Here is a 23,343-nt window from a genome sequence, read left to right as displayed (position 1 = left end):
AGGATTCCCTGAGGAGTGCCGGGAAGTCTGGTCGGCCGGCGGGAGACCGCCGACATCGCCCCGTCGACGCCGAAACCCCGTGGCCCGCCACACCCGGCGTCGCACTCGACGAACGGAGTGCCCGTGAACATCCTCAGGTCCGAGCGCTGGTCCGCCATCCTGCTGCTCGTCGCCGCCGTCCTCGGCCTCGTGCTCGCGAACGTGTCGTTCGGGGCCAAGGTGATCGAGCTGAACACCGCGCACATCGACCTGCCCTGGCTCGGGCTCGACCTCTCGATCGAGCACTGGATCAGCGACGGCCTCCTCGCGGTCTTCTTCTTCATCGTCGCCGTCGAGCTCAAGCGCGAGCTCGTCATCGGCGAGCTCAACTCGCTCTCGAAGGCGATGCTGCCCGCGATCGCCGCGATCGGCGGCGTGGTCGTGCCGGCCCTCATCTTCGTCGCGTTCGCGTGGGGCACCGACACGGTCGACGGATGGCCCATCCCGACGGCCACCGACATCGCCTTCGCCCTCGGCGTGCTCGCCGTGTTCGGCCGGTTCATCCCGACCCGCGTGCGCGTGTTCCTGCTTGCGCTCGCCGTGCTCGACGACCTCATCGCGATCCTCATCATCGCGTTCTTCTTCACGAGCGACGCGAACCTCGCGTTCATCGGCCTCGGCGCGATCACGATCACGATGTTCGGCGCGTTCAGCCGCATGCTGAAGCCGCGCTCGGCCTGGGTGCTCTCGCGCAAGCCGCAGTGGCCCATCGCCGTCGTGCTCTGGGTGCTCGCCGCACTGACGTGGTACTTCATCTACCAGTCCGGCGTGCACGCGACGATCGCCGGCGTGGCCCTCGGCTTCGTGATGGCGCGGCGCCCCGGCGGCCGATCGGTGCACGCGCTCGAGCCGTACTCGAACGGCATCATCCTGCCGCTGTTCGCGCTCTCCGCCGCGATGGTGGCGATTCCGCAGGTCAGCCCGAGCGAGCTCGACCCGGCGTTCTGGGGCATCCTCGTCGGCCTTCCGGTCGGCAAGATCATCGGCATCGTGCTCATCGGCGGCCTCGGGGTGATGCTCGTGAAGCGCCGGGCGGGCGTGCCGCTCACGATCGGCGACCTCCTCATGGTCGGCGCGCTCGGCGGCATCGGCTTCACGGTGTCGCTGCTCATGAACGAGCTCGCGTTCTCCGACCACCCCGAGGTCGCCGACGAGGGCACGCTCGCGGTGCTGCTCGGTTCCGGCATCGCCATCGTCTGCTCGGCGATCGCGGTCACGGTGCGTTCGCGGCAGTACCGCAAGGCGGGAGCGCTCAGCGGGCCGGGCGGTCCGTTCTCGCGATGACCGAGGCGCGATCGGGCAACGGCCCGACCGATGCCGCGCGCGTGCATCTGCGCGCCGAGCTGCAGGAACGCCGCCTGACCGGCATCCGCGGGTTCGTGCACGCCACGCTGCTCCTCGCGGGCGAGGCGAGCGGCCTCGGCGGGCCGTCGGTCGCCGACCTCGTCGTGGTGCGACGCGCGACCGAGGCGCCGGTGCTCCGCACGAAGGCCGGCTCGCTCGATGAGGCGGACGCGCTGCTGCGCACGATCAACGACGACCTCGCCCGCATGAGCGTCGAGGAGTTCCTCGACGAGTGGGGTCATCTCAAGCCCTGAAGGCATCAGGCGGGTGCCGGATGCCGCGGGCACGGCCCACCCCGGGCGCCTCGGTCCGAGTCGGCGCCCGCGCCGAGACACGGCTCAGGCGGTGCCGGCCGTCGCCTCGACGCTCGGCTCGGGCAGCGGGAAGATGTTGGCGATCAGCCTCGACACCCATTCGATGAGGTCGGCGTCGCCCGGCGCCTCGCCGCCCGGGGTGGGGAACGGCACGAGGATGACGTCGTTCTGCGCGAAGTGCTTCGCGCCCGGGTACATGCGCTCGAGGCGGACACGGCGCGAGTCGGGGATGTTCGCCGGCGCGAGGCGGAGCTTCGACCCCGTCGCGATGACGTCGGAGAGCCCGGCGAGCTGCGCCTGACGGCGAAGCCGGGACACGGCGACGAGGTGCTCGACCGCGTCGGGCAGGGCGCCGTAGCGGTCGGCGAGCTCGTCGACCACGAGATCGATCTGCCCGTCTTTCGCGGCCGGGCCGCTGGCAGCGGAGAGCTTCTGGTACGCCTCGAGGCGGAGCCGCTCGGAGTCGACGTAGTCTTCGGGGATGTGTGCGTCGATGGGCAGCTCGAGGCGCAGCTCGGTCTGGCCCTCGGCGACGTCGCCGCGGAACGCCGACACCGCTTCGCCGATCATGCGCAGGTACAGGTCGAAGCCGACGCCGGCGATGTGGCCCGCCTGCTCGGCGCCGAGCAGGTTCCCGGCACCGCGGATCTCGAGGTCCTTCAGCGCGACCTGCATGCCCGAGCCGAGGTCGTTGTTCGCCGCGATGGTGGAGAGGCGGTCGTGGGCGGTCTCGCTGAGCGGCTTCGCCGGATCCCACAGGAAGTACGCGTACGCGCGCTCGCGCCCGCGCCCGACCCGCCCGCGCAACTGGTGCAGTTGCGAGAGCCCGTACTTGTCGGCCCGATCGATGATGATCGTGTTGGCGTTCGAGATGTCGAGTCCGGTCTCGATGATCGTCGTCGAGACGAGCACGTCGAACTTGCGCTCCCAGAAGTCGTTGACGATCTGCTCGAGCACGTGCTCGTTGAGCTGCCCGTGCGCCACCGCGATGCGCGCCTCGGGCACGAGCTCGGAGAGCTGCGCGGCGACCCGGTTGATCGAGGAGACCCGGTTGTGCACGAAGAAGACCTGGCCCTCGCGGAGCATCTCGCGCCGGATCGCGGCACCGACCTGCTGGTCGGAGTAGGGGCCGACGTAGGTCAGGATCGGGTGCCGGTCTTCGGGCGGCGTCGCGAGCGTGGACATCTCGCGGATGCCGGTGACCGCCATCTCGAGCGACCGCGGGATGGGCGTGGCGCTCATGGCGAGGATGTCGACGTTGGTCTTGAGCTTCTTGAGCGCGTCCTTGTGCTCGACGCCGAAGCGCTGCTCCTCGTCGATGATGACGAGGCCGACGTCTTTGAACACGACCTTCTCGGTGAGGATGCGGTGCGTTCCGATGACCATGTCGACGGTGCCGTCGGCGAGGCCGGCGATGGTCTCGCGGGCCTCCTTGTCGGTCTGGAAGCGGCTGAGCGCGTGCACGTGCACCGGGAAGCCCGCGAAGCGCTCGGTGAACGTCTCGAGGTGCTGCTTGACGAGCAGCGTGGTCGGCACGAGCATCGCGACCTGCTTGCCGTCTTGGATCGCCTTGAACGCGGCGCGCACCGCGACCTCGGTCTTGCCGAAGCCGACGTCGCCCGCGAGCAGACGGTCCATCGGGATGGGCCGCTCCATGTCGGCCTTGATCTCGTCGATGGTCTGCACCTGGTCGGGCGTCTCGACGAACGGGAAGGCCTCTTCGAGCTCGTGCTGCCACGGCGTGTCGGGGCCGAACGCGTGCCCCTTCGCGGCCATACGGGCCGAGTAGAGCTTGACGAGCTCGACCGCGATGTCGCGGACGGCCTTGCGGGCACGGCCCTTGGCCTGCGCCCAGTCGCTGCCGCCCATCTTCGACAGCGAGGGAGCCTCGCCGCCGACGTAGCGGCTCAGCAGGTCGAGCTGGTCGGTGGGCACGAACAGGCGGTCGCCCGCCTGCCCGCGCTTGGAGGGCGCGTACTCGATGACGAGGTACTCGCGGACGGCCTTCGGCTGCTGGGCGATGCCGGCCGTGCGGCTCGGCCCGGTCGGCCTCGAGCCGGTGGCGACCTCGCGCTGCACCATCTCGACGAACCGGCCGATGCCGTGGGTCTGATGCACGACGAAGTCGCCGGCCTTCAGCTGGAGCGGATCGACGACGTTGCGCCGCCGCGACGCGAGCTTCGTGTTGCGGCGGGTGTCGTACCCGACCGCTCGGCCGTAGAACTCGGTCTCGGAGAGGAGGCCGATCTTGACCTCGGGCACCTCGAATCCCCTGGCGGCCCCCGCCTGCACGAGATAGGCGACGCCCGGCTCGAGCTCGGCGGGCATCTCGTCGACGATGCGCGCGGCGAGGCCCGCCTCGGCGATCACGTCTCTGGCACGCTCGACGAGGCCGTGCCCTGCGGATGCCACGACGAGGCTCCACCCGTCGCGCAGCCGCTCGGCGACGTGGTCGATCGCCCCGGCGACGTTGCCCGCGAAGGTCGGGACCGCGGTCGCGGCGACGCGGACGTAGTCGGAGGCGACGCTCGCGGCGAGGTCGGCGGCCGCTCCGTCGCCCGCGGCGGCGACGACGGATGCGGCGTCGCCGATGTCGAAGTTCGAGAAGGTCCACCAGACGCGCTTGGGATCGGGCCGCCCCGGCGCGCTGAACAGCGTCGCGTCGCGGAACTCGCGCAGCGTGAGGAAGTCGCCGGCCGCGAGGTCGATCGGGGCGTCCGCCCCGACGGTCGCGGCGCTCCACGCGGCGCCGAGGAACTCGCGGTTCGTCTCGGCGAGGCTCGCGGCCCGGCCGGCGACCCGCTCGGGCTGGAGGACCGCGACCGCGGCGCCGAGCGGAAGATAGTGCGCGAACGGCACGAGCCGTTCGAGCAGGGCGGGGGCGAGCGACTCCATGCCCTCGACCGGGATGCCCTCGGCGACCTTCTCGAGCATGCCGGACAGGCTCGGGAACTCGTGCACCATCTCGCGGGCGCGCTGGCGCACGGCGGGCGTGAGCAGCAGCTCGCGGCTCGGCGCGAGCACGACGCGGTCGACCACCTCGGGCAGCGACCGCTGGTCGGCGACGGAGAACGCCCGCAGCTCCTCGACCTCGTCGCCGAAGAACTCCACCCGGACCGGATGGTCTGCGGTCGGCGGGAAGACGTCGAGGATGCCGCCGCGCAGCGCGAACTCGCCGCGCCGGGCGACCATGTCGACCCTCGCGTAGGCCAGGTCGACGAGCGTGCGCGAGATCGCGGACAGGTCGTGCCCGCGCCCCCCGGCGACGAGTTCGATGGGTTCGAGGTCGGTGAGGTTCTCGGCGAGCGGCTGCAGCGCGGCGCGCACCGAGGCCACGACGACGAGCGGATGCCCCGCGCCCTCGTGCTGCCAGTCGTGCATGCGCCGCAACGCGTGCAGCCGACGGCCGACCGTCTCTGCCGACGGGCTCAGCCGTTCGTGGGGCAGCGTCTCCCAGGCGGGGAACTCGAGCACCTCGACGCCGTCGAGGTACGGCTCGATCGAGGCGCGCACGAGCTCGCCCTCGCGGCTCGTGGCGGTGATCACGAGCAGCGCCGGAGCGAGTCCCGCTTCGGCCCGCCGCGAGAGCAGGCCCGCGAGGAGGGGCGCGTCGACGCCTTCGGGCGCGGAGAAGTCGGCGTTGCGCAGGGCCTCGGCCAGCGCAGCGTCGATCGTCGAGGCGCGCGAAAGCGCCGTGTTCAAGCCCTGCAGGATCACCATGCGAGTCTACGCGGGGCCGCCGACAGGGGTTCCGGCCGCGAGGCGGTCGGCCGCTCCCGATACGATGGGCGCCGCACGCCGGAACACGCACACGTCACCTGAGGAGCCCCGTGATCACAGCCGCCGCCGATGGATCCGCACTCGGCAATCCCGGCCCGGCCGGGTGGGCCTGGTACGTCGACGACGACCGTTGGGCGGCGGGCGGCTGGAAGCACGCCACGAACAACCAGGGCGAGCTGCGGGCCGTGCTCGAGCTGTTCCGCGCGACCGCGCACCTCGACGAGGAGCTCCTCGTGCTCTGCGACAGCCAGTACGTCATCAACTGCATCACGAAGTGGATGCAGGGCTGGAAGCGCAAGGGCTGGCGCAAGGCCGACGGCAAGCCGGTGCTCAACGTCGAACTGCTGAAGGAGCTCGACGCGGAGCTCGCCGGCCGCCGCTACCGCTTCGAGTGGGTCAAGGGCCACGTCGGGCACCCCATGAACGAGGCGGCCGACATCCGGGCGCGCTCGGTCGCCGAGGCCTACCGCAGCGGCGGCGCCGTGCCTTCCGGCCCCGGTTGGAGCGACGCGGGCGGGACGCGCACGGCCGCCCGCGCGGGCGCGACGAGCTCGGCCGCCGATGACATCGAAACCGGGCTCGCCGCGGCATCCGCCCTCGACCCGACGCCCGCCGGCCCGACCGACGCGGTCCCGCAGGACGACGATGCGCTCTTCACGCTCGACGACGCGCCCGACGCCTGGCACCAGCTCACGGTCGAGCTCTCGACCGAGGAGCACGACCGGCTGCTGCAGCTCGCTCGCGCGTCGGGCGTCTCCCCCGAGGAGTACCTGCGCGGGCTGATCTGACCCGAACCGCGCCGACCGAACGGCGCCGACCCGCACCGCCGGTTTCGCAGCGGCCGGTCAGGCCGGCGAGTGGAACCGTTGCTGCGCCGCCACGAGTCCGACGTCGGCGACGGCCTCCACGGCGTCGGCCGCGTCCGAGAGCAGGTTCGGCAGCGTGGCGCGCTCGGTGCCCGAGAAGTCCTTCAGCACGAAGTCGGCCGCATCCTGACGCCCGGGCGGGCGGCCCACGCCGACGCGCACGCGCGTGAAGTCGGCGTTGCCGGTGGCCTTCAGGATGTCGCGGAGTCCGTTGTGGCCGCCGTGGCCGCCGCCCGCCTTCAGGCGGATGGTGTCGAACGGGATGTCGAGCTCGTCGTGGACGACGATGAGGCGGTCGGGCTCGAGGCCGTAGAACTTGAGCAACGCGGAGACCGGACCGCCGGAGGTGTTCATGTAGCTGTTCGGCTTCGCGATGACGAGCTTCGGACCGCCTGGGCGCAGGAATCCCTCGGCCACACGCGACGGCGTCTTGTGCGACTTGAACGTCGCGCCGAGGCGCGACGCGAGCTCGTCGGCGACCATCTGGCCGACGTTGTGCCGGTTCGCCGCGTACTGGGCGCCCGGGTTGCCGAGGCCCACGACGAGCCAGGTGTTCGCGGCCACGTGCAGTTCGCCTTTCGGACGGGATCGGAGGAGATCGAGGAGACCCACCGGTTCGCTCCTCTCCTGGGTGCACGACGGGAACGGGCCCGCGGCCCGCATCCGAGCGTACCCGGATGCGGTGCCGCAGGCCCGATCGGCGTGCGTGCGGTGCGACTACTCCGCGGCGGCCTCGTCGGCCGGAGCCTCGGCAGCGGCCTCGTCGGCCTCGCCCTCGGCGGCCTCTGCGGCCTCCTCGCCGAGGTCCACCTTCTGCGGGGTGTGCACGTTGACGACGAGGGAGTCCTCGTCGGTGACGAGCGAGGCGCCCTTGGGCAGCTCGACGTCCTTCGCGTGGATCTGCGCGCCATCCTCGAGGCCCTCGACCGAGACGACGACGCTCTCGGGGATGTGGGTCGCCTCGACCTCGAGCAGCAGCGTGTGCGAGTCGAGGTCGGCGATGGTGCCGGGAGCGGTCTCGCCCTCGACGTGCACGGGGACCTCGACCTGGACCTTCTCGCCCTTCTTGATGACGATGAGGTCGAGGTGCTCGATGATCTGGTGCACCGGGTCCTTCTGGACGTCCTTGACGAGCGCGAGCTGGCTCTTGCCCTCGATCTGGAGGTCGAGCACGGCGTTCGCCTTGCGGATCAGCAGCTGGACCTGGTGGCCCGGCAGCGTCACGTGCTGCGGCTCGGTGCCGTGGCCGTAGATGACCGCGGGGATCTTGCCGACGGCGCGGATCTTGCGGGCTGCGCCCTTGCCGAACGAGTCGCGGTGCTCCGCGACGACCTTGTTGTCTTCAGCCATGATGTCTCTCCTTGGGTGGGCCCGGCTTCTCGGCGCCCAGATCGTGTGTCTGATGTCTTCAACTCGAACGCGCGGCATGCAGGATGCGCGGATGCGTGAGGAATAGCCGTGGAGCCAGCTCCCACCGCGTCGATCACGGATGCCTCGTGCGCGATCGCTCGCGCGGCGGGCCTCCCTCGCCGAAGTTCAATCGCCCAGTCTAGCAGCCACCGACGCGGCCGCCCGTTCGACGACCTTCTCGACCGGATCGCCGATGTCGACCACGACGCCGGGCTCGTCGCGCTCGAGCGGTTCGAGGCTCGCGAGCTGCGAGTCCAGAAGGCTCGGCGGCATGAAGTGGCCCGTGCGCCCCTCGGTGCGGGCCGCGAGCACCGCTCGGCTGCCGTGCAGGTGCAGGAACAGCGTCGCCGGCGCCTCCGCGAGGATCGCATCGCGATACGCGCGCTTCAGCGCCGAGCAGGCGACGACGAGGCCGGTGCCGGCCCGATCCGCCTCGGCGAGCGTCGTCCCGACGAGCTCGAGCCACGGCCGGCGGTCCTCGTCGTCGAGCGGCACGCCCGACGCCATCTTCTCGATGTTCGCGATCGGATGCAGGTCGTCGGCGTCGGTGAACGGCACGCCGAGTTCCCTCGCCACGAGCCTTCCGATCGTCGACTTCCCGGATCCGGAGACGCCCATGACGACGACGGTGGGGGGCTCAGGCTCTCGTGCGCTCATCGGCCGATCCTCTCACGACACCTCTCAGCAACACCGTGCAACGGTGAGGCCGCCTCACAGTACGCTGGAGGCATCCCCAGAATCCCGTCACGAGGAGTGTGTCCGTGCCTGAAGCCGTAGCCAACATCGGAGTCGTCGGACTCGCCGTCATGGGTTCGAACCTCGCCCGCAACCTCGCGAGCCGCGAGGGCAACACGGTCGCCGTCTTCAACCGCTCGTACGAGCGCACCGCGACGCTCCTCGAAGAGCACCCCGAGGCCGGGTTCGTCGGCGCCGAGTCCTACGACGAGTTCGTCGCCTCGCTCGCCAAGCCCCGCACCGCGATCATCATGGTCCAGGCCGGCAAGGGCACCGATGCGGTCATCTCCGAGCTCTCGAGCCGGTTCGAGCCGGGCGACATCATCGTCGACGGCGGCAACGCGCTGTTCACCGACACCATCCGGCGCGAGAAGGCCGTGCGCGAGACCGGCATCAACTTCGTCGGCGCCGGCATCTCGGGCGGCGAGGAGGGCGCGCTGAACGGCCCCTCGATCATGCCCGGCGGCTCCGACGAGTCGTGGGTCACGCTCGGCCCGATCCTGAAGTCGATCGCCGCGGTCGCCGAGGGCGAGCCCTGCGTCACCCACATCGGCCACGACGGCGCCGGCCACTTCGTGAAGATGATCCACAACGGCATCGAGTACGCCGACATGCAGCTCATCGCCGAGGCCTACGACCTCATCCGCCGCGGCACGGGCAAGACGCCCGCCGAGATCGCCGACGTCTTCGCCGAGTGGAACCACGGCGAGCTCGAGAGCTACCTCATCGAGATCACGGCAGAGGTACTGAAGCAGGTCGATGCCGAGACCGGTGCGCCGCTCGTCGACGTCATCCTCGACGAGGCCGGCTCGAAGGGCACGGGCGTCTGGACCGTGCAGACCGCGCTCAGCCTGGGCACGCCGGTGTCGAACATCGCCGAGGCCGTGTTCGCCCGCGGCCTCTCGTCGCACCCCGAGCAGCGCTCCGTCGCGAAGGGCCTCGCGGGCCCCGACGAGGCCGACCGCATCCCGGCCGACGAGGTCGACGCGTTCATCGAAGACGTGCGGCTGGCGCTCTACGCCTCGAAGATCGTCGCCTACTCGCAGGGCTTCGACGCGATCCGCGCCGGCGCCAAGGAGTACGACTGGAACATCGACCTCGCCGCGGTGTCGAAGATCTGGCGCGGCGGATGCATCATCCGCGCCCAGTTCCTGAACCGCATCGCCGACGCGTACGACGAGACCCCCGACCTCGAGCTGCTGCTCTCGGCGCCGTACTTCGCCGAGGCGTTCACGCGGGCGCAGGCGGCCTGGCGCCGGGTCGTCGTGCGCTCGGTCGAGACCGGCATCCCGGCCCCCGCGTTCGCCTCCTCGCTCGCGTACTACGACGGCCTGCGCGCCGACCGCCTGCCCGCCGCGCTCGTGCAGGGCCAGCGCGACTTCTTCGGCGCGCACACGTACAAGCGCGTCGACAAGGAGGGCGTGTTCCACACGCTGTGGTCGGGCGACCGATCCGAGATCGCCACCACGCCGTCCACCCACTAGTAGCCTTGGCCCCGGGCACCAGCCCGGGGCCGAGACCGGTCCCCCGCCGATCCGACGACGAGTGAGGGCGCATGCGCAAGCCGACGTGGCAGACCCAGGGCGAGGACCCCGACTACCGCTTCACGCTCGCCAACGAGCGCACGTTCCTCGCGTGGATCCGCACCGCCCTCGCGCTGCTCGCGGGCGGCGTGCTGCTCTTCGAGTTCGCCCAGGCGATCGGCCCGCGCTTCGTGGTGCTGATCCTCGCGGTCGGACTGGCCGTCGTCGCCGCCGTGCTCGGCGGGTTGTCGTACGTGCGCTGGAAGGCGAACGAGGTCGCGATGCGAACGGGTCGGCCGCTGCCGCACAGTGTCATGATCCCCCTGCTCTCGGGCATCGCGCTCCTCGCCGCAGCCGCCATCGCCGCCCTGATCCTGATCTCGGGCTTCTCGGGCTGAGCACCCCATGACGACCGTCCCGCCTGCTGCGCTGTCGCGCGACCCGGGCATGCAGCCCGAGCGCACGGCACTGGCCTGGAGCCGCACCGGGCTCGCCATCGCGGTGAACGCCGTGCTCGTGCTGCGCGACGGGCTGAGCTCGAGCCAGCCCGCGCTCTCGACCGCCGGGGTCGCGCTCTTCGTGCTCGCCGCCGTCGCCGTCGCGCACGGCGCGGTGCGACGCCGGCAGCTCGACGCCCGGCGCGAGATCATCCCGCCGTCGCCGGTGGCGATGCTCGGCGTGGCCGCCACCGTGCTGCTCGCCGCCGTCGCGGGCATCGCGTCCATCCTGATCGAGGCCACGAGATGAGCGAAGAGCACCCCGAGCTCGCCGGCTACGAGCCGGTCGACCGGCCCCGTCGCCCGGGGCGCCGTCGTGCGATGCGGGTCGCGGTCTTCCTCGCCCTCGCGGCCATGGTGCTCCCGATCGTGCTCTCGACGTTCTCGGTCGCCACCTCGACCGCGCGCTCCACGTGCACCGCGTTCGCCACGGCGGCCGCGGGCGCCACGGGCGGCGAGTTCACGACGGATGCCCCGTTCGAGCTGTTCGCCGCCGGCGGGCCCGGTTGGCAGTGCTACGTCATCACCGAGAACGGCGCCCGTCGGCATCTCGCGAACTTCGGCCTGTTCCCGGCGACACCGCGCTACGGCACCGGTACGCCGACCTAGGCGCGTCGACCGTCGGCCCGGTCATCGTCGTGGGCCGCTCCGCCCGCAGCCGGCCCTCCGGCGGGCGCCGCGTCAGGCGCTCCGTCGGCGATGAACACGCGCTTGTACGAACGCCCGTCGGCCAACGTCACCGTGCGGGCCTCGACCAGCCCGCGGGTCACGCGCTGGTAGATCGCCTGGGGCGTCACTCCGAGGCGCTTGGCCGCCTCGGCGACGCTCTCCCCTGGCAGGTCGGTCGGGACGCTCGAGGGCCGCTCGCGCTTCCGGCGACGACTCGCCTCCTGTCGCTCGGCGATCTCGTCGTCGGCGCCGGCCCACCGGTACTTTGCCGCCGACGGGCTGAGGCCCGCGGCATCCGCGATCTGCTCCCACGACGAGCCCGCCTCGAGGGCGTCGCGTGCCGCGGCGAGCATCGCCGGGTCGGTCTCGAGGGCCGTCAGAAGCGAGCGGATGCCCCGGAGCCGGTCGAGCGGCGGCACGCCGTCGCCGGTCTCCAGCGCCGCGAGCGCCGCGAGGGCGGCCGCGCTGTCGCCGGACAGGAACGCCATGGTGTGCCCTGCGTCACTCGGCGAGGAGGCTGTTGCGAACCTCGCGCCGGATGACCTTGCCGATGAGGGAGCGAGGGAGCTCGTCGGCCTGGACGACGCGCTTGGGCACCTTGTAGGCGGTGAGCCCGTCGCGGGCGAGGTCGCGGATGCCCTGCTCGTCGAGCTCGGCCCCGTCGCGGAGCACCACGACGGCGACGACCTGCTCGCCCGAGTGCTCGTCGGGCACGCCGACCACGGCGACCTCGACCACGTCGGGGTGCGCGAGCACCGCCTCTTCGACCTCGCTCGGGGCGACGTTGAAGCCGCCCGTGATGATGAGCTCCTTGATGCGGTCGACGATGTGCACGAAGCCGTCTTCGTCGATCGAGACGATGTCGCCTGTGCGGAACCAGTCGGCACCGCCGTCGTCGGACGGCACGAAGACGGCCGCCGTCTCATCGGGCTTCTGCCAGTAGCCGGAAAAGACCTGCGGGCCGCGCACGATGAGCTCGCCCTCGGCGCCCGCCGCGACATCTGTCTGGGGATCGTCGGGGTCGACGACGCGGGCTTCGGTCGACGGCAACGGCAGCCCGACGGTTCCGGCGCGGCGGTTCGGCGCGACCGGGTTGGCCATCAGCACGGGCGAGCACTCGCTGAGCCCGTAGCCCTCGACGAGATATCCGCCCGATGCCTGCTCCCACGGTTCGACCACGTCGGCCGACAGCGGCATCGCGCCCGAGATCGCGATCTCGATGCCGTCGAGCGAGACGCCGGCCTCGGCGGCCGCCTTCGTGAGCCGGTCGTAGATGGGCGGCACTGCGGGGAGGAACGTCGGCGGGCGGCGCTTCACGGCCTTCAGCACGAGTTCGGGATCGAACTTCGGGAAGAGCACGAGACGGGCGCCCATGCTCATCGCGAAGGTGAGGCAGAGGGTGAGCCCGTACGCGTGGAACATCGGCAGGACCGCGTGCACGACGGCGCTGCCGCGTTCGATCTGCGGAACCCAGGCGCGGGCCTGCGCCGCGTTCGAAACGAGGTTCGCATGCGTGAGCGTCGCGCCCTTGGGGCTGCCGGTCGTGCCGCTCGTGTACTGGATGAGCGCGACGTCGCCGACCGCGGGCGCGACGATGTGGGAATCGACCGGGGCGGACGCCACGAGCTTCTGCCACGGCGTCGTGCCGCGGACCTTCGTGGTGAGCGCCTCGCGCGATTCGCGGGCCTTGGCGACCGGCATCCGGAGCAGAGCACGCGTCAGCAACGGCATCGCCCGGGTCACGTCGACCGAGATGATCTCGCGGACCGCGACGTCGGCGGGGAACGCCTGGATCGTGTCGACCACCTTGTCCCAGGCGATGACCACGGCGGCGCCGTGATCCTCGAACTGGTGGCGCAGCTCGCGCGGCGTGTAGAGCGGGTTGTGCTCGATCACGATCGCGCCGAGGCGCAGCACCGCGTAGAACGCGACGATGTGCTGCGGGCAGTTGGGCAGCACGAGGGCGACCGGGTCGCCGGGCTGCACGCCCAGCAGGCGCAGCCCCTCGGCCGCGCGCTCGATCTGCTCGCCGAGCTCGCGGTACGTGGTGGTGCGCTCGAAGAACTCGAGCGCGACGCTGTCGGGGTACGCCTCGACGGAACCGCGAACGAGGTCGTAGAGCGAGTCGGTCTGCGGCTCGATGTCATGCGGCACGCCGTCGGCGTAGCCGGCGAGCCATGGGCGCGGCGTCTCGATGGTCACCGGTCTACGCCGCGCCGTCGAACATGCTCGTCACCGAGCCGTCTTCGAAGACCTCGTGGATGGCGCGTGCGAGCAGCGGCGCGATGGGGAGCACGGTGAGGCGATCCCAGCGCTTCTCCTCGGGGACGGGGAGGGTGTCGGTCACGACCACCCGGTCGATGACGTCGGACTGCAGGATCTCGGTGGCCGGGTTCGAGAACACCGCGTGCGTGGCCGCGACCACGACGCCGGTGGCGCCGGCCTCCTTCAGCGCCTCGGCGGCCTTCACGATGGTGCGGCCCGTGTCGATGAGGTCGTCGACCAGGAGGCACACGCGCCCCTCGACCTCGCCGACGATCTCGTGCACCGAAACCTGGTTCGGCACGAGCGGGTCGCGGCGCTTGTGGATGATGGCGAGCGGTGCGCCGAGCTTGTCGCTCCAGATGTCGGCGACGCGCACGCGGCCCATGTCGGGCGAGACGACGGTCAGCGTCGACGGGTCGAGCGAGTTCTTGAACTCCTCGAGCAGCACGGGCATGGCGAAGAGGTGGTCGACGGGGCCGTCGAAGAAGCCCTGGATCTGCGCGGCGTGCAGGTCGATCGACATGATGCGGTCGGCGCCGGCCGCCTTGAACAGGTCGGCGACGAGTCGGGCCGAGATGGGCTCGCGCCCGCGGCCCTTCTTGTCCTGGCGGGCGTAGGGGTAGAACGGCGCGACGACGGTGACGCGCTTCGCGGAGGCCCGCTTGAGCGCGTCGAGCATGATGAGCTGCTCCATGAGCCACTCGTTGATCGGCGCGGTGTGCGACTGGATCACGAACGCGTCGGAGCCTCGCACGCTCTCGTCGAACCGGGCGTAGATCTCACCGTTCGCGAAGGTGCGCGCATCGGTGGGCACGAGCTCCGAACCGAGTTCGTGCGCGATCTGCTCGGCGAGGGCGGGATGCGCCCGCCCCGACACGAGCACGAGCCGCTTCGATCCGGTGGTCTCGATTCCCGACATGTGCTGTGTCCTCTCCGCCTGCGCCCTGCGCGGCGTGTTCAGTCGGCGTCGGAACCGGATGCCTCGTGCGCGGCGCCGGCGGCGTCTGCCGCCGCCGAACCGGCCCGGTGCTTCTGGACCCACTCCTCGATGTTGCGTTGCGGTGCCACGTTCACGGCGAGCGCGCCGGACGGGACGTCTTTTCGGACGACGGTTCCGGCGCCCGTGTAGGCGCCGTCACCAATCCTAACCGGCGCGACGAAGACGCCGTGGGAGCCGGTGCGCACGTGCGACCCGACCTCGGAGCGGTGCTTGCGGACCCCGTCGTAGTTGGCGAAGACCGAGCCCGCTCCGATGTTGGAGTGCACGCCGATCGTGGCGTCGCCGACGTAGCTCAGGTGCGGCACCTTGCTGCCGGTGCCGATGGTCGCGTTCTTCGTCTCGACGAAGGCGCCGATCTTGCCGTCGGCCCCGAGCACGGTGCCCGGCCGCAGGAACGAGAACGGGCCGACCGCGGCTCCGGCGCCGACGACCGCGAGCGTGCCGTCGGTGCGTCGCACCTCGGCGCCCGCGCCGACCTCGCAGTCGGTCAGCGTCGTGTCGGGCCCGATGCGCGCGCCCGTCTCGACCACGGTCGCGCCCTTGAGCTGCGTGCCGGGACGGATGGTCACGTCGGGCGCGATGCGCACGGTGAGGTCGATCCACGTGGTCGCCGGGTCTTCGATCGTCACGCCGTTCAGCTGCCAGCCGCGCACGATGAGGGCGTTCAGCCGCGCGGCGGTCTCGGAGAGCTGGGCGCGGTCGTTGATGCCCGCCACGAGCCACGGCTCGGTCACGGGCACGGCCTCGACCTCGGAACCGGCGGCGCGCAGGAGCTGGATGACGTCGGTGAGGTACTTCTCGCCCTGCGCGTTCTCGGTCGTGAGGTTCGCGAGCTGATCGCGCAGCGCGGCCGCGCCGAACGCGTAGATGCCCGCGTTGATCTCGGCGATGGTGCGCTCGGCGTCGCTCGCGTCCTTCTGCTCGACGATGCGGTCGAACACGCCGACGCTGTCGCGCACGATGCGGCCGTAGCCGGTGGGGTCGTCGTAGAAGGCGGAGAGCACGGATGCCGCCGCAGCGCGATCGCGGTGACGCTCGAGGAACCCGACGAGCGTGTCGGCGTTCAGCAGCGGCACGTCGCCGTTCAGCACGAGCACCTCGCCGTCGAAGCCGTCGGGAAGCGCGGCGACGGCCTGCTCGACGGCCCGGCCCGTGCCCGGCACGTCGTCCTGGTCGACGATAACGGCGCCCGGCAGCTCGGCCTCGACGGCCGCGGCGACCTGGTCGCGCTCGTGGCGCACGACGGCGATGACGTGCGCCGCCTCGAGGGTGCGCGCGGTCGCGAGCACGTGGGCCACGATGGGGGCTCCGGCGAGGGGGTGCAGCAGCTTCGGCGTGGCCGACTTCATGCGGGTGCCCTGCCCGGCGGCGAGGACGATGATGGCGAGGTTCTGGTCGGTCATTCGCGTCTTCCTGTGGGGTGGGATCTTGCGGTGTTCCGGTGGCGTTCGACGGCGTTCCGGCTCCGCCACCAGGATTCGAACCTGGACCGAACAGCTCCAAAGGCTGTCGTGCTGCCGTTACACTATGGCGGACCGCTCGGGCGGCATGCGCACGGGCGCCATCCAGTCTGCCAGACCGCGGCGCGCCGGACCGCACGGCCCGGGCCCGCGGCATCCGCTTCGTGCATCGTCACGCACGTCGATCGCACGGCCGGGCCGCGCGATAATGGCGGGATGACGCATGCCGACGAGGTCGACCGCATCGTCGAGGACTGGGAGCGCGAACGCCCCGATCTCGACTTCGCACCCCTGCAGGTGCTCTCGCGCGTCGCACGGCTGTCGAAGCATCTCGATCGCGCGCGACGCCAGGCGTTCGCGCGCTCCGAGCTCGAGGCGAGCGAGTTCGACGTGCTCTCGGCGCTGCGCCGCGCGGGCTCGCCGTTCCGGCTGTCGCCCAAGCAGCTGCTGCAGCAGACGCTCGTCTCGAGCGGCACGATGACCAACCGCATCGACCGCCTCGTCGAACGCGGGCTCGTCACCCGCCAGACCGACCCGAACGACGGACGCGGCATCCTCGTCGAGATGAGCCCGGCCGGCCTCACGCGGGTGGATGCCGCGATCACGCGCCTCGTCGACGCCGAGGCCGAGCTCCTCGACAGCCTGCCGGCGGCCGAGCAGAAGCGGCTCGCCGCGCTGCTGCGCAAGCTGAGCCTCGGCTTCGACTGAGCGGGACCCGCTGCCGTCAGCGGCGCATGACCTTGCGGGCGAGCCAGTTGCCGAAGAACTGCGCGAGCTGCACGAAGACGATGATGAGGATCACCGCGGCCCACGTGATCAGCGGCTGGTACTGGCGGTAGCCGTAGACCACCGCGAAGTTGCCGAGACCGCCGCCGCCGATGAGCCCGGCCACCGCGGTCATGTCGACGATCGCGACGAGCACGAAGGTGTAGCCGAGGATCAGGGGGCCGAGCGCCTCTGGCAGCACGACGGTGCGGAGGATGCGGATCGGTCCGGCGCCCATCGACCGCGCGGCCTCGACCACGCCGGGCGAGACGGTCAGCAGGTTCTGCTCGACGATGCGCGCGATGGCGAACGACGCGGCGATCGAGAGCGCGAACACGAGCGCGTCGTTGCCGATGCCGGTGCCGATCACGAGGCGCGAGAGCGGCTGCACGGCCGCGATGAAGATGATGAACGGGATGGGCCGGAAGAAGTTGATGACGACGTTGACGATCGTGAAGACCGGCTTGTTCGACAGCAGGCTGCCCGGTCGGGTCGTGTAGAGCACCATGCCGAGGAGGAGGCCTGCGAGCCCGCCGAACAGCAGCGTGAGCGCGACCATGTAGAGCGTCTCGAACGCCGCTTCCCAGAACTCGGGCCCGAGCTCGAACAGGCGATCCATCACGCCACCTCCGTGACCTCGGCGCGGTCGCCGATCTTCGCGAGCACCGCGTCGACCGCGGCATCCGCCCCTCTGATCGCGAGCGTCAGGTGACCGAACGCCCGCCCCTGGATGTCGTTGATGCCGCCGTAGACGAGCTCGAACTCGAGCCCCGCGTTCGCGAGGTCGAGGAACACCGCAGCCTGCGAGGCGTCGCCGTCGCGGAAGGAGATGGTGACGATTCGGCCCGCGTGGCGTTCGCGCAGCACGACGGCCTCGGCCGGTGACGGGATGCCCTTGACCACCGTCGAGACGAACCGCGCCGACGACGCGTTCTTCGGCGACGAGAACACGTCGAACACGTCGCCGGACTCGATGACCCTGCCGCCGTCCATGACGGCGACCTTCGTGGCGATGGACTGGATGACGTCCATCTCGTGGGTGATGATGACGATCGTGACGCCGAACTCCCGGTTCACGCGTTTCAGGAGTTCGAGCACCTCCTGCGTCGTCTCGGGGTCGAGGGCGCTGGTGGCCTCGTCGGCGAGGAGCAGTCGCGGCGACGTCGCGAGCGCTCGGGCGATGCCGACGCGCTGCTTCTGGCCGCCCGAGAGCTGGTCGGGATAGCTCCGCGCCTTGTCGGCGAGCCCCACGAAGGCGAGCAATTCGTCGACCCGAGCCGTGATCTCGGCCTTCGACGCGCCCGCGACCTGCAACGGGTACGCGATGTTCGCCCGCACTGTCTTGGAGTTGAAGAGGTTGAACTGCTGGAAGATCATGCCGATCTCGAGCCGGATGCCGCGGAGCTCGCGCTCCGGCATGGCCGTGATCTCGCGGCCGCCCACCTCGATCGTGCCCGAGGTCGTCGGTTCGAGGGCGTTGATGAGCCGCACGAGCGTGGACTTGCCCGCGCCCGAGTAGCCGATGATGCCGTAGACGTCGCCGGCCTCGATCTCGAGGCTCACCGAGTCGACGGCGACAATCGGTGCGCCGCCCTTCTCGGGCGAGGGGTAGGACTTGGTGACGTCGGTGAGGCTGACGAGTGCCATGTGGTGCTCCTTCCAGAACGCCGGAACGGGCGGCGGGACCGGTTCGGGTCCCGCCGCCCCACGAAGCGGCGATCCGCCGAGGCGGACGCCGGTTCGATCAGCCCTTGGCTTCCTCGGTGTCGGCCTCGACCTTGGCGAGCGAGTCCTGCAGGTCGGCCACGGAGACCTCGAGCGGCACGGCGGTGTCGCCCGACGCCTCGAGCAGGCCCGCCTGCACGTCGGGGTCGGTCTGGAAGATCTCGACGAGCTTCAGGTAGGTCTCGTTGTCGGCGTCTTCGGCGCGCGTCGCGAAGATGTTCACGTAGGGCAGCGCGTTCGGGTCGGAGGGGTCGTCCTGCGCGATGGCGTCCTCGAACGAGAGGCCGGCGTCGGCGACGTAGTCGTTGTTGATGATGGCGGCGGCGACGTCGGGCAGCGAGGTCGGCGTGAGCGAGGCCTCGAGCGCGGTGACCTTCACCTTCGAGTTCTCCTCGTCGATGTCGGCGAGATCGGAGAAGATCGTGCCGCCGCTCTTGAGCTCGACGAGCCCGGCCGACTGCAGCACGAGCAGCGCGCGCGCCTGGTTCGAGGCGTCGTTCGGCACAGCGACGGTGTCGCCCTTCTCGATGTCGGCGACGTCGTCGACCTTCGTCGAGTACAGGCCGAGCGGGTAGATCGCCGTCGAGCCGATGGGCGTCAGATCCTGGCCGGCGGAGACGTTGTAGTCGGCGAGGTAGACGATGTGCTGGAACTGGTTGAGGTCGAGTTCGCCCTCGGTCGTGGCCGGGTTCGGCTGCGCGTAGTCCGAGAAGTCGACGAGCTCGATGTCGATGCCCGCTTCGTCGGCGGCCTTCTCGAACGCGTCCCACTGCGGATCGCCCTTGCCGACGACGCCGATCTTGACGACGTCGTCTGCGCTGCCGCCGTCGCCGGAGGCGCAGGAGGCGAGGCCGAGTACGAGGGGGACGGCGGCGAGTGCGGCGATGAGCTTGGTGCTGCGTGCCTGGAAGCGGGATGCCATGGGAGTGTTCCTTTCGTCGTCGCGCGCGTTCTGGTGCTGATGGCAGTGGAGCGGGCACGGCTCCGCCACGGTGGGTCACGGTGGGGGGCTTCGATGCCGCGAACGCGGGCGCATTCCCACGTTAGGTGAAGATTCTTTGCGTACCGGCCACGAGGGTCACAGTACGTCACAGGATCTGCGACGTCAGGCTTCGAGAATCTCGGAAACTTCGATCCAGCGCGTCTCGAGGTCGGCGACGGATGTCTCGAGCGCGCGCAGTTCGTCGCCGAGCACGCCCAGCCCCTCGTAGTCGGACTGGTCGTGCACGGCCAGTCGTTCGTGCGCCCGGGCGATCTCGGCGGCGAGCTTCTCGAGCTTGCGGTCGATCGACGCGAGCTCCTTCTCGGCGGTGCGGCGCTCCGCGCCGGCGAGGGCGGGCGCCGCTTGGGCCGTGCCGGTGTCGAGCCGCGTCGCGCCCGCGGGCCCGGCGGCGGGAGCCGACGCCCGCCCCGCGGCATCCGCCGCCGCACGCGGCTCGAGCGCCCTGCGCAGCTCGAGGTACTGGTCGACGCCGCGGGGCAGGTCGCGCAGGTGCCCGTCGAGGATCGCGAACTGGCGGTCGGTGACGCGCTCGATGAGGTAGCGGTCGTGGCTGACCACGAGCAGCGTGCCGGGCCAGGAGTCGAGGAGGTCTTCGATGGCCGCGAGCATGTCGGTGTCGAGGTCGTTCGTCGGCTCGTCGAGGATGAGCACGTTCGGCTCCTGAAGCAGGATCAGCAGCAGCTGCAGGCGGCGCTTCTGCCCGCCCGAGAGGTTCTTCACCGGGGTCGAGAGCTGGGCCGTCGTGAAGCCGAGCCGCTCGAGCAGCTGCCCGGGCGTCATCTCCTTGCCGCCGACCTCGTAACTCGTGCGCTGCTCGGCGACCACGGCCGAGACGCGCTGCTCGGCCCATTCGGCGAGCTCGTCGAGCTCCTGGCTGAGGGTCGCGATGCGCACGGTCTTGCCGCGCTTGACGCGCCCGCCGGTCGGCTGCACCGCGCCGGTCACGAGTCCGAGCAGCGTGGACTTGCCGGCCCCGTTCACGCCCAGGATGCCGGTGCGCTCCCCCGGCGCGATGCGCCACTCGACGTCGCGCAGCACGGTCTTCGTCGCCGGCTCGCCGGATGCGCCGGCCTGCGACGTGTCGGTCGCGGCGAACTCCACGGAGACGTCGATGAGGTCGACCACGTCCTTGCCGAGCCGCGAGACCGCGAGCCGGTCGAGCTCGACCTTGTTGCGGACGGGGGGCTCGTTCTCGATGAGCTCGTTCGCCGCGTCGATGCGGAACTTCGGCTTCGACGTGCGCGCCGGGGCGCCGCGGCGCAGCCACGCGAGCTCCTTGCGCATGAGGTTCTGCCGTTTCGCCTCGGATGCCGCCGCCATGCGGTCGCGTTCGACGCGCTGGAGCACGTAGGCCGCGTACCCGCCCTCGAACGGCTCGACGATGCCGTCGTGCACCTCCCACGTGGCGGTGCAGACCTCGTCGAGGAACCAGCGGTCGTGCGTGACGACGACGAGCGCGCCGGAGTCGGCCGCCCAACGACGCTTGAGGTGCGCGGCGAGCCAGGCGATGCCCTCGACGTCGAGGTGGTTCGTCGGCTCGTCGAGGAACACGACGTCCCAGTCGCCGACGAGCAGCGCGGCGAGGCCGACGCGGCGGCGCTGCCCGCCCGACAGGCTCGCGATCTGCCCGTGCCACGGCACGTCGGCCAGCAGGCCGCCGATGACGTCGCGCACCTTCGGGTCGCCGGCCCAGACGTGCTCCTCGATGCCGCCGACGACGAACTCGGCCACCGTCTTGCCCGGATCGACGACGTCGGACTGGTCCAGCATGCCGATGCGGATGCCGCGGCGCATCGTGACCCGCCCGCCGTCGGGTCGCAGGCGTGCGGCGAGCAGCTTCAGCAGGGTGGACTTGCCGTCGCCGTTGCGGCCGACGACGCCGATGCGGTCGCCCTCGTCGATGCCGAGGGTCACCTCGTCGAAGACGGTGCGCGTCGGGAACTCGAGATGCAGGCGCTCGGCGCCGAGAAGATGTGCCATGTCCCGTCGAGCCTAGTTGCCGTTGCTGGGCGCCCCCGGCCGGGCGTCGCTCGGGCGGCGGCGCCCCCGGGCGGTCGGCGCGCGGGTCGGCGCACCCGTCGGCGAGACGGTCAGCGGGCGAGCACCCGCGCGCCGTGCACCGCGCCGTGCACGTGGATGGCCGTCAGCCGCGCCGCGGAGAGCGCGACCTGCAGCTCGAGTGCCGAGTCGGTGTCGGCCGCGAGGAAGGCGACCGTCGGCCCCGAGCCCGAGACGAGGCCGGCGAGGGCGCCGTTCGCCACGCCGAGCTCGAGGATGCCGCGGAGTCCGGGCGCGAGCCGCAGCGCGGCCTCTTGGAGGTCGTTGTGCAGCGCCGTCGCGAGCAGGCCCGGATCCCCGGCGCGGAGCGCCTGCAGCACCTCGGCGTCGACGACGGGCGAGGCGGGCACGTGCCGTCCCTCGTCGTGGCGGATCCGATCGAGCTCGCCGTAGACGCCGGGCGTCGAGAGTCCGAACTCGGCGACCGCGAGCACCCAGTGGAAGGAGCCGGTCGCGAGCGCCGGGCTCAGCCGGTCGCCGCGGCCGGACCCGATGGCGGTGCCGCCCGCGAGCGAGAACGGCACGTCGGCGCCGAGCTGCGCCGCGATGGAGGAGAGCTCCTCCTTCGGGAGGCCGGTGCCCCACAACGCGTCGCAGGCCACGAGGGTGGCCGCGGCATCCGCTGATCCGCCGCCCATGCCGCCGGCGATCGGGACGTGCTTCTCGATCTCGAGCCGCACACCGCCGCGGACCCCTGTGACGCGGGCGAGGAGCTTCGCGGCCCGGATCGCGAGGTTCGAGGCGTCGGTCTCGAGCCCGGAGGTGTCGACGCTGCCGCCGAAGGCCACGCTGAACTCGTCGTCGGGCCAGGCGCGAACGTCTTCATAGAGCGAGACGGCCTGGTACGCCGTCGCGACGTCGTGGTAGCCGTCGGGCTGCACCTCGCCCACGCGCATGAACAGGTTGATCTTGCCGGGCGCGCGCACGTGCACGGAGTCTTCGGTCCAGGCGATGCTCATGCGCTCACGACTCCGGGGCCGTGGCGGCGGATGCGACCGCGGCGCGGGCGATGCGCAGGAAGTCGCCGACGACGAGCTGCTCGCCGCGCGACTCGGGGGCGACGCCGGCGCGTTCGAGCACCTCGCTCGCGGCCGAGGCGGTGCCGCCGAGGACGCCGGACAGCGACTGCCGGAGCATCTTGCGGCGCTGCTGGAAGGCCGCGTCGACGAGCGCGAAGGTCGCGCGCCGCTCCTCGATCGTGCCGGGCTGCTCGCCGCGCTCGAAGCCCACGAGCACCGAGTCGACGTTGGGCACGGGCCAGAAGACCATGCGCGAGACCTGGCCCGCGGTGCGCCAGTCGCCGTACCAGGCGGCCTTCAGGCTCGGCGCGCCGTAGACCTTCGAGCCGGGTTCGGCCGCGAGCCGGTGCCCGACCTCGGCCTGCACCATCACGATGCCCGACCGCAGCGAGTCGAAGTGCTCGAGCAGGTGCAGCAGGACAGGGACCGAGACGTTGTAGGGCAGGTTCGCGACGAGCCGCACGGGCTCGCCGGGCAGTTCCGTCACACGGAGCGCGTCGGCGGTGACGACGGTGAGCGAGGTGCCCGGCTGCATGATGCCGGCCGTGTGGGGCAGCTGCGCGGCGAGGCGCTTGTCGATCTCGACCGCGATGACGGATGCCCCGGCCTCGAGCAGCCCGAGCGTGAGCGAGCCGAGCCCCGGCCCGATCTCGAGCACGGTCTCGCCGGCGTGTACGCCCGCGGTCTGCACGATGCGGCGCACGGTGTTGCCGTCGTGCACGAAGTTCTGGCCGAGCTTCTTCGTCGGCGTGACGTCGAGCAGCTCGGCGAGGTCGCGGATCTCGGCGGGGCCGAGCAGGCGCGCGATCGCCGGCGCTCCCTCGGCCTCGTGGCGGTGCGCGTTCATGCCGCGCCCCCCGCGTCGTCGACC

The 23,343-nt window shown here is 71.3% G+C and carries 22 protein-coding genes and 1 tRNA gene; 8 read left to right on the top strand and 15 right to left on the bottom strand.

The features are described from left to right. Nucleotides 1-123 precede the first annotated feature (123 nt). Together GQQ92_RS01305 and GQQ92_RS01300 are read left to right on the top strand one after the other, a co-directional pair. Nucleotides 124-1,323, top strand: a complete 1,200-nt coding sequence (locus GQQ92_RS01305) for a Na+/H+ antiporter NhaA (protein WP_156997437.1) — start codon at nt 124-126, stop codon at nt 1,321-1,323. After that, nucleotides 1,320-1,637 carry a hypothetical protein gene (locus tag GQQ92_RS01300; RefSeq protein ID WP_156997436.1) on the top strand — a complete coding sequence of 106 codons (318 nt, stop codon included), beginning with the start codon at nt 1,320-1,322 and terminating at the stop codon, nt 1,635-1,637. The genes GQQ92_RS01305 and GQQ92_RS01300 overlap by 4 nt, the downstream gene beginning before the upstream one ends. An 84-nt stretch (nt 1,638-1,721) precedes the next feature. Here the strand turns inward: GQQ92_RS01300 and mfd are convergent, their stop codons facing one another. Then, nucleotides 1,722-5,414: a transcription-repair coupling factor gene (mfd, locus tag GQQ92_RS01295; RefSeq protein ID WP_156997435.1), complete on the bottom strand. Its 3,693-nt coding sequence runs from the start codon at nt 5,412-5,414 to the stop codon at nt 1,722-1,724. Nucleotides 5,415-5,527: 113 nt separating this feature from the next. Here mfd and GQQ92_RS01290 point away from each other — a divergent pair, with 113 nt between their 5' ends. Continuing rightward, entirely contained in the window at nt 5,528-6,265 is a 738-nt protein-coding gene (locus GQQ92_RS01290) for a ribonuclease H family protein (RefSeq protein WP_156997434.1), read from the top strand. Between the two features lie 57 nt (nt 6,266-6,322). On the opposite strand, the gene pth is transcribed toward GQQ92_RS01290, so the two are convergent. The 3 genes from pth to GQQ92_RS01275 form a co-directional block, all read right to left on the bottom strand. Beyond that, nucleotides 6,323-6,907, bottom strand: a complete 585-nt coding sequence (pth, locus tag GQQ92_RS01285) for an aminoacyl-tRNA hydrolase (protein WP_232057422.1) — start codon at nt 6,905-6,907, stop codon at nt 6,323-6,325. A gap of 153 nt (nt 6,908-7,060) precedes the next feature. Then, entirely contained in the window at nt 7,061-7,693 is a 633-nt protein-coding gene (locus GQQ92_RS01280) for a 50S ribosomal protein L25/general stress protein Ctc (RefSeq protein WP_197738024.1), read from the bottom strand. Nucleotides 7,694-7,879: 186 nt separating this feature from the next. Continuing rightward, the gene (locus GQQ92_RS01275; RefSeq protein WP_156997432.1) at nt 7,880-8,410 is read right to left on the bottom strand and encodes a gluconokinase; all 531 of its coding nucleotides are present in this window, start codon (nt 8,408-8,410) and stop codon (nt 7,880-7,882) included. Between the two features lie 104 nt (nt 8,411-8,514). On the opposite strand from GQQ92_RS01275, the gene gndA reads away from it, so the two are divergent. From gndA to GQQ92_RS01255, 4 genes are all read left to right on the top strand, one after another. Beyond that, the gene (gene gndA, locus GQQ92_RS01270; RefSeq protein WP_156997431.1) at nt 8,515-9,972 is read left to right on the top strand and encodes an NADP-dependent phosphogluconate dehydrogenase; all 1,458 of its coding nucleotides are present in this window, start codon (nt 8,515-8,517) and stop codon (nt 9,970-9,972) included. A gap of 71 nt (nt 9,973-10,043) precedes the next feature. Continuing rightward, on the top strand, nt 10,044-10,409 hold the full coding sequence (locus GQQ92_RS01265) for a YidH family protein (RefSeq protein ID WP_156997430.1): 366 nt from the start codon (nt 10,044-10,046) through the stop codon (nt 10,407-10,409). A gap of 7 nt (nt 10,410-10,416) precedes the next feature. After that, nucleotides 10,417-10,758 carry a DUF202 domain-containing protein gene (locus GQQ92_RS01260; RefSeq protein ID WP_156997429.1) on the top strand — a complete coding sequence of 114 codons (342 nt, stop codon included), beginning with the start codon at nt 10,417-10,419 and terminating at the stop codon, nt 10,756-10,758. Then, nucleotides 10,755-11,117, top strand: a complete 363-nt coding sequence (locus GQQ92_RS01255; RefSeq protein WP_156997428.1) for a hypothetical protein — start codon at nt 10,755-10,757, stop codon at nt 11,115-11,117. The genes GQQ92_RS01260 and GQQ92_RS01255 overlap by 4 nt, the downstream gene beginning before the upstream one ends. Here GQQ92_RS01255 and GQQ92_RS01250 read toward each other — a convergent pair. The 5 genes from GQQ92_RS01250 to GQQ92_RS01230 form a co-directional block, all read right to left on the bottom strand. After that, complete coding sequence (locus GQQ92_RS01250; RefSeq protein WP_156997427.1) at nt 11,114-11,665, bottom strand: hypothetical protein; 552 nt, start codon at nt 11,663-11,665, stop codon at nt 11,114-11,116. The genes GQQ92_RS01255 and GQQ92_RS01250 overlap by 4 nt on opposite strands. A 13-nt stretch (nt 11,666-11,678) precedes the next feature. Continuing rightward, nucleotides 11,679-13,379, bottom strand: a complete 1,701-nt coding sequence (locus GQQ92_RS01245; RefSeq protein ID WP_156997426.1) for a long-chain-fatty-acid--CoA ligase — start codon at nt 13,377-13,379, stop codon at nt 11,679-11,681. 4 nt (nt 13,380-13,383) lie between these two features. After that, complete coding sequence (locus GQQ92_RS01240; RefSeq protein ID WP_156997425.1) at nt 13,384-14,361, bottom strand: ribose-phosphate diphosphokinase; 978 nt, start codon at nt 14,359-14,361, stop codon at nt 13,384-13,386. Nucleotides 14,362-14,399: 38 nt separating this feature from the next. After that, complete coding sequence (gene glmU, locus GQQ92_RS01235) at nt 14,400-15,845, bottom strand: bifunctional UDP-N-acetylglucosamine diphosphorylase/glucosamine-1-phosphate N-acetyltransferase GlmU (protein WP_156997424.1); 1,446 nt, start codon at nt 15,843-15,845, stop codon at nt 14,400-14,402. A gap of 60 nt (nt 15,846-15,905) precedes the next feature. Then, a tRNA-Gln gene (locus GQQ92_RS01230) sits at nt 15,906-15,977 on the bottom strand. Between the two features lie 141 nt (nt 15,978-16,118). On the opposite strand from GQQ92_RS01230, the gene GQQ92_RS01225 reads away from it, so the two are divergent. Beyond that, the gene (locus tag GQQ92_RS01225) at nt 16,119-16,610 is read left to right on the top strand and encodes a MarR family winged helix-turn-helix transcriptional regulator (RefSeq protein ID WP_156997423.1); all 492 of its coding nucleotides are present in this window, start codon (nt 16,119-16,121) and stop codon (nt 16,608-16,610) included. A gap of 16 nt (nt 16,611-16,626) precedes the next feature. Here GQQ92_RS01225 and GQQ92_RS01220 read toward each other — a convergent pair whose 3' ends face one another. From GQQ92_RS01220 to rsmA, 6 genes are all read right to left on the bottom strand, one after another. Then, nucleotides 16,627-17,286: a methionine ABC transporter permease gene (locus GQQ92_RS01220; RefSeq protein WP_156997422.1), complete on the bottom strand. Its 660-nt coding sequence runs from the start codon at nt 17,284-17,286 to the stop codon at nt 16,627-16,629. Further along, nucleotides 17,286-18,314, bottom strand: coding sequence for a methionine ABC transporter ATP-binding protein (locus tag GQQ92_RS01215; protein WP_156997421.1), 1,029 nt, complete (start codon nt 18,312-18,314; stop codon nt 17,286-17,288). The genes GQQ92_RS01220 and GQQ92_RS01215 overlap by 1 nt, the downstream gene beginning before the upstream one ends. Nucleotides 18,315-18,411: 97 nt before the next feature. Then, nucleotides 18,412-19,314 carry a MetQ/NlpA family ABC transporter substrate-binding protein gene (locus GQQ92_RS01210; protein ID WP_156997420.1) on the bottom strand — a complete coding sequence of 301 codons (903 nt, stop codon included), beginning with the start codon at nt 19,312-19,314 and terminating at the stop codon, nt 18,412-18,414. Nucleotides 19,315-19,497: 183 nt separating this feature from the next. Continuing rightward, nucleotides 19,498-21,375, bottom strand: coding sequence for an ABC-F family ATP-binding cassette domain-containing protein (locus GQQ92_RS01205; protein ID WP_156997419.1), 1,878 nt, complete (start codon nt 21,373-21,375; stop codon nt 19,498-19,500). A 110-nt stretch (nt 21,376-21,485) separates the two neighbouring features. Continuing rightward, nucleotides 21,486-22,412: a 4-(cytidine 5'-diphospho)-2-C-methyl-D-erythritol kinase gene (locus tag GQQ92_RS01200; protein ID WP_156997418.1), complete on the bottom strand. Its 927-nt coding sequence runs from the start codon at nt 22,410-22,412 to the stop codon at nt 21,486-21,488. Nucleotides 22,413-22,416: 4 nt separating this feature from the next. After that, complete coding sequence (gene rsmA / locus GQQ92_RS01195; RefSeq protein WP_197738023.1) at nt 22,417-23,319, bottom strand: 16S rRNA (adenine(1518)-N(6)/adenine(1519)-N(6))-dimethyltransferase RsmA; 903 nt, start codon at nt 23,317-23,319, stop codon at nt 22,417-22,419. Nucleotides 23,320-23,343: the final 24 nt, after the last annotated feature.

Source organism: Agromyces terreus (genome assembly GCF_009749465.1).
GTDB classification, from domain to species: Bacteria; Actinomycetota; Actinomycetes; order Actinomycetales; family Microbacteriaceae; genus Agromyces; species Agromyces terreus.
Note: the sequence above shows the minus strand (reverse complement) of the source record. Positions and strands in the feature narration are given on the sequence as shown.

What these genes read in the sequence shown, in the direction of transcription:
- GQQ92_RS01300 (WP_156997436.1), top strand. Translation starts at nt 1,320, where the DNA reads ATGACCGAGGCGCGATCGGGCAACGGCCCGACCGATGCCGCGCGCGTG.
- GQQ92_RS01280 (WP_197738024.1), bottom strand. Translation starts at nt 7,693, where the DNA reads ATGGCTGAAGACAACAAGGTCGTCGCGGAGCACCGCGACTCGTTCGGC.
- GQQ92_RS01275 (WP_156997432.1), bottom strand. Translation starts at nt 8,410, where the DNA reads ATGAGCGCACGAGAGCCTGAGCCCCCCACCGTCGTCGTCATGGGCGTC.
- GQQ92_RS01265 (WP_156997430.1), top strand. Translation starts at nt 10,044, where the DNA reads ATGCGCAAGCCGACGTGGCAGACCCAGGGCGAGGACCCCGACTACCGC.
- GQQ92_RS01260 (WP_156997429.1), top strand. Translation starts at nt 10,417, where the DNA reads ATGACGACCGTCCCGCCTGCTGCGCTGTCGCGCGACCCGGGCATGCAG.
- GQQ92_RS01255 (WP_156997428.1), top strand. Translation starts at nt 10,755, where the DNA reads ATGAGCGAAGAGCACCCCGAGCTCGCCGGCTACGAGCCGGTCGACCGG.
- GQQ92_RS01250 (WP_156997427.1), bottom strand. Translation starts at nt 11,665, where the DNA reads ATGGCGTTCCTGTCCGGCGACAGCGCGGCCGCCCTCGCGGCGCTCGCG.
- GQQ92_RS01240 (WP_156997425.1), bottom strand. Translation starts at nt 14,361, where the DNA reads ATGTCGGGAATCGAGACCACCGGATCGAAGCGGCTCGTGCTCGTGTCG.
- glmU (WP_156997424.1), bottom strand. Translation starts at nt 15,845, where the DNA reads ATGACCGACCAGAACCTCGCCATCATCGTCCTCGCCGCCGGGCAGGGC.
- GQQ92_RS01225 (WP_156997423.1), top strand. Translation starts at nt 16,119, where the DNA reads ATGACGCATGCCGACGAGGTCGACCGCATCGTCGAGGACTGGGAGCGC.
- GQQ92_RS01220 (WP_156997422.1), bottom strand. Translation starts at nt 17,286, where the DNA reads ATGGATCGCCTGTTCGAGCTCGGGCCCGAGTTCTGGGAAGCGGCGTTC.
- GQQ92_RS01215 (WP_156997421.1), bottom strand. Translation starts at nt 18,314, where the DNA reads ATGGCACTCGTCAGCCTCACCGACGTCACCAAGTCCTACCCCTCGCCC.
- GQQ92_RS01210 (WP_156997420.1), bottom strand. Translation starts at nt 19,314, where the DNA reads ATGGCATCCCGCTTCCAGGCACGCAGCACCAAGCTCATCGCCGCACTC.
- GQQ92_RS01205 (WP_156997419.1), bottom strand. Translation starts at nt 21,375, where the DNA reads ATGGCACATCTTCTCGGCGCCGAGCGCCTGCATCTCGAGTTCCCGACG.
- GQQ92_RS01200 (WP_156997418.1), bottom strand. Translation starts at nt 22,412, where the DNA reads ATGAGCATCGCCTGGACCGAAGACTCCGTGCACGTGCGCGCGCCCGGC.
- rsmA (WP_197738023.1), bottom strand. Translation starts at nt 23,319, where the DNA reads ATGAACGCGCACCGCCACGAGGCCGAGGGAGCGCCGGCGATCGCGCGC.